Raw genomic sequence first — 12432 nt, 5'->3', positions numbered from 1 at the left:
TAAATAATGTCTGAAAAAATCTTAAGCCTTGAAGAAATCAAGCAAATTGAGCTTGGAATTCTAGAATACTTACACCAAGTTTGTGAAAAACATGATATCAAATATTTTATCGATTTTGGCACTTTATTAGGTGCAGTTCGTCATAAAGGTTTTATTCCTTGGGATGATGATACAGACATTTCTTTAGCTAGAGATGAATTTGAAAAGTTATATGCAGTTCTAAAAAATGATAACCACCCATACTATAAGCTGATTTCTTTTAGAGAAACCAAGGGATATCCATATAGTTATATGCGAGTTTACGATATTCGAACACGGAGAGATTCGAATCTTTTAGATTCAAGTGTTGTTCTTGGAACTTGTGTAGATGTCTTTCCGTATGATGGTCTTGTTACAGACGAACAAGATCGTAAGAAAATGAAGCTCTATAAGCAATTAATTCGTCTATCGTCGTTAAACTTTAAGGGAATTAAATATGAAAATGGAGGAATTAAAAATCTTCCTCGTTATATTGCATCAGCAATATTTAGATTTACTTCTCCTCAATTATGGAATCAAAAACTTGAACAACTTGCATTAAAATACAGTGTTGAAAATTCTACAGACTTAGTTTGTTCAACTTATGACTCTTACTATCCAGCTGGTATTAAAAAAGAATGGTTGTATGATACAATTGATATGCCGTATGAAAATCTAATTCTAAAAGTACCAAGAAGATACCATGAGATTCTTGTCTATGAGTTTGGTGAAGATTATATGACCCCACCCCCTGTTGACCAACAGACACCAGGGAATGAAAACAATTATTGGATTGATTAATGAAAGAGTATATAAAAAAGAGAAAGTTGAATGCCTTATGAAAACTATGAAAAAATCAATATTACTTAGTGCCTTGATCTTATCGGCATCAATAATTCAAGCACAAACAGTGAATGCAGATACTATTTCAACAGGTTCAGGGAATCGTATCCACTTTATCAATACAAAAGCTAACTCTGGAAGTGATGCTATTTTACTAGAAAGTAATGGCCACTATGCTTTGATTGATATGGGAGAGGATTATGATTTTCCGGATGGAACGGATACACGTTATCCTAATCGATGGGGAATCTCTATTAACAATTATCAAGTTTTGGAAGATCGGTTGATTCGCCACCTTGATCAATTAGGTGTCAAGAAATTAGATTTTATATTAGGAACTCATGTTCATAGCGACCATATAGGTGGAGCAGATGAAATTCTTAATCGCTATCAAGTCGATAAATTCTATTTGAAAAAATATTCGGATCAACGAATTACAAGTACTTGGGGATTGTGGGATAACCTCTTCAATTATGATAATGCTCTTCGTGCTGCACAGAATAAGGGAGTTACACTTATTCAAGACATAAAAGATGAAGATAGCAAGTTCAAATTTGGGGACATGGATATTCAGCTTTATAATTATAAAAATGAATATGATTCTGATGGGAACCTAAAAAGAGTTCTTGATGATAATTCCAATTCAATTGTTGCAGTAGTAACTGTAGCAGGAAAAAGAATTTATCTTGGTGGTGATTTGGATAATGCTGAGGGAGCTGAAGATAAATTAGGGCCTGTTATTGGAAAAGTAGATATGATGAAATGGAATCACCACTACGATGCCAAGGTTTCTAATACAATTGGTTTCATTGATCACCTTTCTCCTAGTATGATTATCCAAACAACTGGAGGAGATATTAACCTCGCTTCAACGAGAGACTATCTAAAAAATAAAAATATTCAAGTGATTCATGCATCAAGTAAAACTCAGGATGCAACTGTATTTGATATTAGTGATAAAGGTTTTACAAATGTTTCAGGAGATTTTCCGAATATTCCTAATGTTGATGAGAAATGGTATCAAGAAGATGGTTACTGGAAGTATCGTTTAAAAGATGGTCAGATGGCTATCGGTTGGCAAGATATTGCTGGTGCTACATATTTCTTTAACGGAAAAGGTCAAATGCAGAGTGGTCGTTGGCTCCGTATCACTGACGAATGGAATGGAGAACCAAAATTTAATGACTACTATCTAAACAATGATGGTAAAATGCAGACGGGTGGTTGGTTCTATCATGATAATACTTGGTACTACATCCAGTCAAACGGTGCAAGACGTTACAATGAACTAGCTGAAATTGGTGGTCAAAAATACCTCTTTGATAAGGATGGTAAAATGCTGACTGGCTTACAAGTATTTAATGGTAAAAAGCTGTTGTTTGCAAGTAGTGGAGCTTTAGAGACAGATGAGACAGGATCTGGTTGGAAAAAAATTGAATCAAACTGGTACTACTTTGATGAAGAAGGAAAACAAATAGTTGGTAAAAAAGAAATCAATGGAGTAACCTACTACTTTGATAATAAGGGAGTTATGCAAACAGGTTGGACCTTGATTGAAGGGCATTGGAACTATTTTGCAAGTTCTGGTGCAATGAAAACAGGCTGGATCAAGGATAAAGATACTTGGTATTACTTGGATAAAGAAGGAATCATGCTAACAGGCCTTCAAGAGATCGAAGGTACTCGTTATTATCTAAATGCAAGTGGAGCCATGCAAACAGGTTGGAAATGGTTTGATAATCATTATAGCTACTTCACAAGCAGTGGAGCGATGAAAACAGGTTGGCTCAAAGAAAATGGACTTTGGTACTATCTAGATAAAGAAGGTATCATGCAAACAGGCCTCCAAGAAATCGAAGGAACTCGCTATTATCTAAATGCAAGTGGAGCTATGCAAACGGGCTGGAAGTGGTTCGATGACTCATACAGATTCTTTACAAATAGTGGAGCGATGAAAACAGGTTGGCTCAAAGAAAATGGACTTTGGTACTATCTAGATAAAGAAGGTATCATGCAAACAGGCCTTCAAGAAATTGAAGGAACTCGCTATTATCTAAATGCAAGTGGAGCTATGCAAACGGGCTGGAAGTGGTTCGATGACTCATACAGATTCTTTACAAATAGTGGAGCGATGAAGACAGGTTGGCTCAAAGAAAATGGACTTTGGTACTATCTAGATAAGGATGGTATCATGCAAACAGGCCTTCAAGAGATAAATGGGGCACGCTATTACCTCAATGCAAGTGGTGCCATGGAAACTGGTTGGAAACAACTGAATGGTAACTGGTACTATTTCCAAACAAATGGTTCTCTCCTAAGAAATGGAACAAGTCCTGACGGGTACAAGCTCAATGCAGATGGAATTTGGACGACTGTTACAACCGAGGAAACAACTCAGGAACAAACTGTGGCAAAAAGTCAGGGGCACATTTTCGAAACAACAGAAGTTGAGAGAACTCAACAAACAGAAAGCTCATCTGTTGCGTCTGAGGGGAAAAATTAATCTACTAAATCTAAGACACAAACGAATCAAGAAAAGAAATAAGTTTCTAACTGATTTTTAATTAAATTTTTCTACAATAAAAACACCTATAAAGCTTAATAAGCTTTATAGGTGTTTTGTTAACTTCGTTTAATTTTAGCACGAACTAGATCAAGCGCATAATGAAGTGTTTTATCTTTGATAATAAAGAGTGTGATAGCGTAATAGATACCACAAGCTACGATTGTAGAAAGAACCATGCTAATCATCTTCATCGTAACTTCATAGCTATGAACTTGGAAGAGAATTTTACAGATATAGTAAATTGGAATAAAGCCTAGTGACACAATTGTGTAGCGAGTTAATGTTCCAAAAATTTCTTTCAAATCCAAGAGTTTATGCTTCTGAATAAAGCGGATTTCAAGTAGAACCACAATTGCCTCAGCAATAATCGTTGTCCCGATGTAATAGGCAGGAGTAAAGATGTTGTTGAAAAGGAGCAGAGAGTTTAGGATGACATTGACACCGCCACCGATAAAGTAGAAAGCTGTTAATCGGTTTTCATGGTCATTGATAAAGATAATTTGCTTTCCAAGGATTAATTCGATAGCCCAGATAATGGTTCGAAAGGCAAAGACGCTTGTTACAATTCCTGCTTCTATATATTTCTCAGAAGAGTAGATAACTGTCGCATAAGTTCCTAAAACCATGATTCCGATGCTAGTCGGAATCATGAGGAAGAAAAAGAGAGATGCACCTTGGTTGACCAGATACTTATAAGAATGAAAATCTTTTTTTCCTAAGTAGTAACCAAGTCGAGGAATGCTGACATTGATAGCTCCACTCAGGACACTAGCAATCAGCATAACAATACTTGAAGCAATAGTGTAGTAGGAGATGTAATTCTCATCAGGTCCTTTGGTAATGAACATACGGTCTAGCAAGGTGTAGAGCATATTGGCATTTGCTAGAAGCAACATGGTTAGAAGAGGCTTAGATGCTTTGATGAGTTCAATAACTTCGATCTTGACAAAGGAAACTTCTCGTTTAATCCATAGGAAGCTGAGTAGATAGTTGATAATGGTTGTTGCACTCATGATTGTAGCATAAGGAACAATATCATCAGGTGTCCTAACGAAAGCGAAGATAGCGACTAACATTCCAATACGAATCACGAGTGTTTTATAAAGGATAAAAGAATAATTCTCATAGGCTTCATTCATCCATTCGATATTCAGAAATTGGAAGAGAGCTTGGATTCCAAGGATATAGTAAAGAATTTTTAGATTGACAATACTAGTATCAAAATAAATAAAGAGGAAATAGATAGCTGTTGTTACAACTGAAGTAATGAGCGAAATATAGAACAACTTAGAAAAGACATAATTAATCTTATTTTTGTCATCCTTTACTTTACTAATTGCTCGAATCCCATAATTGTAAATCCCAAAGGCAGCTAGTGGAATGACAAAGCTCGCCCAGGTGTTAGCTGTGTTAAAGTAGCCATAATTTGATTTACTAAGAATCCGCGTTAGATAGGGATTAGTAATCAGGGGAAAAACGATGTTTAAAATATTGACCAGCAAGCTGGCCAAAGCATTAACTTTTATATTTTTCATGGAACTTTCTTTCTTACATTCTAAAATAGATACTAGTATTATATCACATTCCAACGCCATTCTTTTGATAAAATCATTTAAATCTTGTATAATAGATAGAACTGAAAGTATGAGGTTACGAACTATGAAAATGAAACAAATCAGTGATACCACACTAAAAATCACCATGTCTTTAGAAGATTTGATGGATCGTGGAATGGAAATCGCAGACTTTCTCGTTCCACAAGAAAAAACAGAAGAGTTTTTCTATGCCATTCTGGATGAGTTAGAGATGCCAGACAGTTTCTTGGATACAGGTATGCTTAGCTTCCGAGTGACACCGAAGCCTGATAAGGTCGACGTCTTTGTAACCAAGTCTAAGATTGACCAAAATTTGGATTTTGAGGATTTGGCAGACCTTCCTGACATGGATGAACTAGCAAAAATGTCTCCAGATGAGTTCTTGAAAACATTGGAAAAGACCATGGCAGAGAAAACTAAAGAAGACATTGAAGCTATTCAATCTCTAGAGCAGGTTGAAAAAGAAGAGGAAGCAGCGATTGATGAAATTGCTGAGGTGGATGAAGGGAAAAGAGAACCTTATGTCTACTACATCCTACGCTTTGACGACTTAACTAGTTTGGTTTCTTTTGCGAAAACAGTTGATTACCAAATGGAGACTTCAGAACTTTACAAAATGAACGACCAATACTATCTAACAGTCTTGGTTGATGTAGAAGATCATCCAAGTATTTATCCAGCTTGGTTATTGGCTCGCATGCGTGAATTTGCAGATGATAGTGATATTAGCCGTTCAGTTCTCCAAGAATACGGTCAAATCATCATCAATCACGATGCCGTCCAAGGACTCCAAAAAGTTTGAAGTATTTGAAAAAAGACAGAGAAATAGAATTCTCTGTTTTTTCGTTTTAGATTTGAATTTGATTAGGTTTAGACTATACGATAATTTTTGTAAACTCAATTGAGGTGCTATAGATGAATACTTTCTATTACGTCACTTAGCTTGCTAAAATAATGAAAAAACGATATCATAGAAAGAAATAAGCGAGGTAAAGTATGGACCAAGGACATTTACAAAAAGAGGTAGAGGAAATCCTAGAAGATGTGTTGGCAAAGGCTTCTCTCCATGAGGGGGCTCTCTTTGTTTTGGGCTTATCTTCCAGTGAGGTGATAGGAGGACACATCGGGAAAGCCTCTAGTCAAGAAATTGGAGAATTAATTGTTAAAAGAATCTTAGAAATCTTATCAGCTAAAGGAATCCACCTAGCAGTTCAAGGGTGCGAACATGTTAATCGGGCCTTGGTAGTAGAACGAGAGGTTGCAATCAAATACAATCTTGAGATTGTTAGTGTTCTTCCGACACTGAACGCTGGAGGATCAGGGCAATTGGCGGCCTTTCGCTATATGAAAGACCCAGTTGAAGTTGAATTCATCAAAGCTGATGCAGGACTCGATATTGGAGATACGGCTATAGGGATGCATATCAAGCATGTGCAAGTACCTATTCGTCCAGTTTTGAAATCTATTGGCCATGCCCACGTAACTGCCCTTGCTAGTCGTCCAAAACTGATTGGAGGGGCGCGTGCTCAATATCCACAAGATGCTATTAGGAAATTGTAAAATGGAAAAGAAACAAGTTGAAAAGGTTATAAAATATTCTATTAGAAAGTTCTCTGTTGGAGTCGGTTCTGCTGTTATCGGAGCCGTACTTTTCGGTGCTAACAACCTCTTGCTTGATCAAGTAGCAGCTAATGAAGTTTGTGAGCCAAATCAGGTACACTATCGTTATTTAGCAGAGCAAGAGCTGACAGAAGCTGAAAAGGCCCTTATTCATAAGGACCTCCCTTCTGATTTAAAACAAGATGATGTTGTTTATCTTGTCTATAGAAAAAAAGAAGTTCATACGCAACATTTACCAAATACTGGAAGTAAGGAGTTAGGTCTGGTTGGTTTTGGTTTTGCGACAGTTTCACTTGCTGTACTTGTGATCTCTAAGAAGCGACGTAATAAGATAGCAGGTGTTCTATTTATTGGTGCACTTGGAGGTAGCTACTTTGTTCCTCAGACGATTCAAGCTTTTGAAAATCAAATTCTTTTATCTTATAACCAAACAATCTCTGCTTGTAGTCAAGAAGATTTAGCCAACGGAGTTATTCAAATTGATGGATATGACTACATTGGTTACTTCAAAGAAGCTGATTTGAAGGTTTCAATGCCTGAAAATAATCAAGGCAATAACTTGATTACAGATAAAGTGACACAAGAAGCTCGTGAAGGCGAATCACTTGTTCAACCAGAGCTTCCAACCTACAGCGAAGAGACTACAACTACAGCAACACAGGGAGAAACTCAAGGAAGCGAATCTCTCGTTCAGCCAGAACCTCCTGTTCATACAAGTGAAGAAACAACAGAGAGCACCCAAGAAGAAGCTCCTATTGGTGAATCCCCTGTCAAACCAGAGTCTCCAGCCCAACCAGAGAATAGTACAGCTAAGGGTACTCAAGAAGAAGGTCATGTAGGCGAATCTCCAATCCAACCGGAATTACCAGCCTATACAGGAGAAGTAACAGCCAAGGGCACTCAAGAAGAAGGTCATGTAGGCGAATCTCTTGTTCAGGAAGAACTTCCAGCCTATACAGGAGAAGTAACTGATAAAGGAACTCAAGAAGAAGGCCATGTAGGCGAATCTCCAATCCAACCGGAATTACCAGCCTATACAGGAGAAGTAACAGCCAAGGGTACTCAGGAAGAAGGTCATGTAGGCGAATCTCTAATCCAACCGGAACTCCCAGCCTATACAGATGAAGTAACAGCTAAGGGCACTCAAGAAGAAGGACACGAAGGTGAACCTCTCATTCAACCGAGCTTGCCAGAATACAATGTGACTGAGTCAACTGTGACTGAAACAGAAACTGTTACAATTCCATATTCTACAGAATACCTATCGGATTCTAATCGCTATACAGACGAAGAAAGTGTTGTTCAAAAGGGTGAAGTTGGTAGTCAACTCATACATCGTGTCTATAAAACTGTAGATGGGGAGAAAGTTGGCGAAGCTATCACCACTAGTACGGAAGTTGTTAAAGCTCCTGTAGCTGAAAAAATCAGTCGCGGAACCAAAGCAATTGAAGGCCAAACCGAAGAAGTTTCTGTTGAAGAAGTTCCTTTTAAAACGATAACGGAACAAGATTCTAGTCTACTCAAGGGAACTGAAACAGTTGCTCAGGTTGGTAAGAATGGTAAGAAGAAAATTACTAAAGTCTACAAGACTATCAAGGGTGTGAAAACTGCAGATGCACCTACTGTTTCAGAAGAAGTTCTTGAACAGGCACAAGACCACATTATCAAAAAAGGTACTAAGGAATTAGAAAAACCTACTCTAACATTAACTAAAGTTGATACAGAAGAATTGAATCGAAGTGCAAATGCAACTTATAGCCTTAAAAAACCAGATGGAGTGACTATCAAATCTATTCAAGCAGTGTTGAAAAAAGGCGATCAAGTTATTAAGACATTTGCTATTTCAGAGTCTAATCTTGCGACAGCTTTAGCTGATTTAGATTATTACAAGGATTATACACTTGCAACGACCATGGTGTATGATCGTGGTAATGGTGACGAGGAAGAAGTTCTTAAGGAAGAACCATTGAGAATCGACCTTAAAAAAGTTGAAGTCAAAAATATTAAGGAAACAAGCTTAATCAGTGTGGATGACCAAGGTAATGAGACTGATACTAGTCTCTTGTCCGAGAAACCATCGAATGTTAAGCCATACTACTTAAAAGTTACGACTTACGATAACAAGGTTACGAAACTAGCTGTTGATAAAATCGAAGAAGTTACTGTAGATGGAGATAAACTATACAAGGTAACTGCAAAAGCACCAGATTTGATTCAACGTACTGCAGAAAATCGTTTCACTGAAGAGTATGTACACTATTTGCCTAAACCAAAAGCTCATGAAGGTGATGTGTATTACGACTTTTATGAACTTGTAAAAGCTATGCAAGCAAATCCTACTGGTACCTTTAAGCTTGGTAGCAATATGAATGCTAATAATGTACCACCGGCTGGCAAATCTTATGTAACCAATGCCTTTAAAGGTTCATTAGGAAGTACTGATGGTAATAAATTTGCTATTCATAATATCACTAGACCATTATTTGGAAACATTGAAGGTGGTTCTGTTAAGGATCTCTTACTGGAAAATGTCAATATTGATATGCCTGGAGTTGATCGAGTAGCTCCAATCGCAGGTGTTATCAAAAACAATGCAACTATTGAAAATGTCAAAGCAACCGGAAGTGTTGTTGGTAACAATGATGTAGCTGGTATTATCAATAAAATTGATGGTAGTGGAAAAGTAAGTAATGTCGCCTTTATCGGTAAACTTCACGCTGCTGGCAATAGAGGAGGCTATTTAGCTGGTATTCTTGGTGAAAACTGGAAGGGTGTTGTTGAGAAAGCATACGTTGATGCTGAGATCACTGGTAATAAAGCAAAAGCTGCAGGACTAGTCTATTCGTCTCAAAATGGTGCTAATAACTACACGGTCGGTACAGAAGGGGTCCTAAGAAATTCAGTTGCTAAAGGTTCTATCGAACTGAAAGAAGCCGTTCAGTCTGGTGGATTGCTGGGTACTAACTGGGCCTTAGGTACTATTGAAGACAACATCACTATGATGAAAGTCAAAACAGGTGAGATGGTGTTTGGTCATTCAGATATTGATGCTGACGACTACTTCACATATTCAAGAACCAAACGTAATTATAGTGTTGATGACGTGAGTGAAGGTAAAAAATCCTTTAACAATTCACGTAAAATTCCAAGTATCTCACTGGAAGAAGCCGAGAAGAAAATTAAAGCAATGGGGATCACTGCTGATAAATTTACCAGCAGCAAACCTATTGAAGACAAGCTTAATAACAGTCTAAACAAAGACGATCAGTACAAAGCAATTGATAGTTATGATGCAACTCGTGAGCTAGCTTACCGTAATATTGCAAAACTTCAACCTTTCTATAATAAAGAGTGGATTGTAGACCAAGGTAATAAATTAGCTGCAGGAAGTCCTCTCTTGACTAAAGAAGTATTGTCTGTAACTGCTATGAAAGGCAATACCTTTGTTACGGAATTAGCTGATGCTGATCATATTATGATCCACTATGCAGATAAGACAAAAGATATCTTTACCATTTCACCTAAAGATTCAAAAGTGAAACAAGTGAAAGAGTACGGTATTGCAGAACTTGGTGAAGTTTTTTATACTCCGAATATGGTTGACAAGGACCGTAGTGATCTCATCAATGCTATTGTTGAAAAATTGAGTCCTGTGGAATTACAATCTGACCCAATCTACACGCACCTTGGTAGAACTGGTTCAAACAAAGTTAATGCTATTAAGAACCTTTATCTTGAAGAGACCTTCAAAGAAGTTAAGGATAACCTTACTAAATTTGTGAAACAGTTGGTTGAAAATGAGGATCATCAATTAAACACAGATGAAGCTGCTAAACGTTCTTTGATCAAGAAAATTGATGATAACAAGGCAGCGGTTCTCCTTGGCCTATCTTACCTTAACCGTTATTACGGAGTGAAGTTTGATGATTTCAATATCAAGCAACTCATATTGTTCAAGCCAGACTTTTATGGTAAGAATGTAAGTGTATTAGACCGTTTGATTGAAATTGGTTCAAAAGAAGATTATGTCAAAGGAACTCGTACACACGATGCCTTCCGTGAAGTAGTTGCTAAAAATACTCTTTCTGGCAACCTAAATGACTTTCTGAAATATAACATGGAGCTCTTTACAAAAGATACAGACTTGAATGATTGGTTTATCAAAGCAACCAAAGATAATGTCTATATCGTGGAACCAAAAACAACAAATCCTGATTTTGCAGATAAGAAACACAGAGCCTATGAAGGCTTAAACAACGATATGCATGGCAAGATGATTTTACCACTCTTGAACTTAAAAGATGCCCATATGTTCTTGATTTCAACTTACAATACAATGGCTTATAGTTCATTTGAGAAATATGGTAAGAATACCTCTGCAGAGCGTAATGCCTTCAAAGCTGAAATTGATAAGGTTGCTAAAGGACAACAGAATTACTTAGATTTCTGGTCACGTCTATCTCTAGATAAAGTACGTAATCAGCTCTTGAAGAGCAATAATATGGTTCCAACACCTGTACTGGACAACCAGAATTATAAAGGCATTAGTACTGACCGTTATGGCCATACAAACAGTGGTAAAGATGTGGCACCTATCCGTGAATTGTATGGACCTACAGACCGTTACCATGCGACTGATTGGCGTATGGGAGCTGTTGCTCGCGTTTATGCGAATCCATATAAGGATGATTCTGTCTTCTTTATGGTGACGGACATGATTAGTGATTTTGGGGTATCTGCCTTTACTCATGAAACAACTCACGTCAATGACCGAATGGTATACCTAGGTGGCTCAAGACACCGTGAAGGAACGGATCTTGAAGCATTTGCTCAAGGAATGTTACAAACTCCGTCAGTATCAAATCCAAATGGTGAGTACAAAGCCCTAGGTCTCAACATGGCTTATGAACGTCCAAACGATGGAAATCAATGGTATAACACCAACCCAAATGACCTTAAATCACGTGACGAAATTGATCGTTACATGAAGGGCTATAATGACACTCTCATGCTTCTAGATTATCTTGAAGGAGAAGCTGTCCTCAATAAAGCAAATCAAGATTTAAACAATGCTTGGTTCAAGAAAGTAGACAAACAGTACCGAGGAAACAACACCAAGAATCAATTCGATAAGGTTCGACCTTTAAGTGATGATGAAAAGACTATTCCTTTGCATACAGTAAATGATCTCATTACCAACAACTTTATGACCAATCGTGGTCCAGGTAATAGAGTTTATAATCCATCTGACTTTGATTCTGCTTATGTGAATGTTCCAATGATGACCGGTATCTATGGTGGTAATACCAGTGAAGGTGCTCCTGGAGCTATGTCATTCAAACATAATACTTTTAGAATCTGGGGTTACTATGGCTACGAAAAAGGCTTCCTAAACTATGCTTCTAACATGCTAAAAGCTGAATCTAAAAAAGCTGGTAAAGATACTCTAGGTGATGACTTCATCATTAACAAGATTTCTGAAGGAAAATTCAACAATCTCGAAGATTGGAAGAAAGCTTACTTCGAAGAAGTAGTGAATAACGCTAAAAATGGAATTCAATCTATTGAAATCGATGGTAAAACATACAATAGCTATGAAGACTTGAAGCGTGCATTTGCTGAAGCAGTTGATAAAGATAAGACCACTCTAAGTAATGGTTCTGTCAAATTTGACAACACCGTATCACTTAAAGAAAAACTCTTTAAGAAACTTCTTCAACAAACAGATAGCTTTAAAACTTCTATCTTTAAATAATCAATTGACTCTCACCTGCTAAGCAGGTGGGAGTT

6 protein-coding genes are annotated in these 12432 nt (G+C 37.3%); 5 read left to right on the top strand and 1 reads right to left on the bottom strand.

The genetic code is table 11. The features are described from left to right. Positions 1-6: 6 nt before the first annotated feature. Together ACLNCS_RS01610 and ACLNCS_RS01605 are read left to right on the top strand one after the other, a co-directional pair. Positions 7-819, top strand: coding sequence for a LicD family protein (locus ACLNCS_RS01610; RefSeq protein ID WP_049494750.1), 813 nt, complete (start codon positions 7-9; stop codon positions 817-819). 37 nt (positions 820-856) lie between these two features. Continuing rightward, positions 857-3364, top strand: coding sequence for an MBL fold metallo-hydrolase (locus tag ACLNCS_RS01605; protein WP_424846902.1), 2508 nt, complete (start codon positions 857-859; stop codon positions 3362-3364). 119 nt (positions 3365-3483) lie between these two features. Here ACLNCS_RS01605 and ACLNCS_RS01600 read toward each other — a convergent pair whose 3' ends face one another. Then, entirely contained in the window at positions 3484-4962 is a 1479-nt protein-coding gene (locus tag ACLNCS_RS01600; RefSeq protein WP_424846900.1) for an oligosaccharide flippase family protein, read from the bottom strand. Between the two features lie 124 nt (positions 4963-5086). On the opposite strand from ACLNCS_RS01600, the gene mecA reads away from it, so the two are divergent. From mecA to ACLNCS_RS01585, 3 genes are all read left to right on the top strand, one after another. After that, positions 5087-5824: an adaptor protein MecA gene (gene mecA / locus ACLNCS_RS01595; RefSeq protein ID WP_004252273.1), complete on the top strand. Its 738-nt coding sequence runs from the start codon at positions 5087-5089 to the stop codon at positions 5822-5824. Between the two features lie 194 nt (positions 5825-6018). Next, positions 6019-6582 (top strand): TIGR01440 family protein, encoded by a 564-nt coding sequence (locus ACLNCS_RS01590; protein ID WP_225750590.1) that lies wholly within the window; start codon positions 6019-6021, stop codon positions 6580-6582. Position 6583: 1 nt separating this feature from the next. Beyond that, positions 6584-12397, top strand: a complete 5814-nt coding sequence (locus ACLNCS_RS01585) for a ZmpA/ZmpB/ZmpC family metallo-endopeptidase (protein ID WP_424846897.1) — start codon at positions 6584-6586, stop codon at positions 12395-12397. Positions 12398-12432: the final 35 nt, after the last annotated feature.

This window comes from Streptococcus sp. CL9.43 (genome assembly GCF_049737935.1).
In the GTDB taxonomy this organism is placed as follows: domain Bacteria; phylum Bacillota; class Bacilli; order Lactobacillales; family Streptococcaceae; genus Streptococcus; species Streptococcus infantis_I.
The sequence above is the reverse complement of the archived record's forward strand: the minus strand, read 5'-3'. Positions and strand labels throughout refer to the sequence as shown.

Coding starts and splice junctions, on each gene's coding strand:
- ACLNCS_RS01610 (WP_049494750.1), top strand. CDS start 7: ATGTCTGAAAAAATCTTAAGCCTTGAAGAAATCAAGCAAATTGAGCTT.
- ACLNCS_RS01605 (WP_424846902.1), top strand. CDS start 857: ATGAAAACTATGAAAAAATCAATATTACTTAGTGCCTTGATCTTATCG.
- ACLNCS_RS01600 (WP_424846900.1), bottom strand. CDS start 4,962: ATGAAAAATATAAAAGTTAATGCTTTGGCCAGCTTGCTGGTCAATATT.
- mecA (WP_004252273.1), top strand. CDS start 5,087: ATGAAAATGAAACAAATCAGTGATACCACACTAAAAATCACCATGTCT.
- ACLNCS_RS01590 (WP_225750590.1), top strand. CDS start 6,019: ATGGACCAAGGACATTTACAAAAAGAGGTAGAGGAAATCCTAGAAGAT.
- ACLNCS_RS01585 (WP_424846897.1), top strand. CDS start 6,584: ATGGAAAAGAAACAAGTTGAAAAGGTTATAAAATATTCTATTAGAAAG.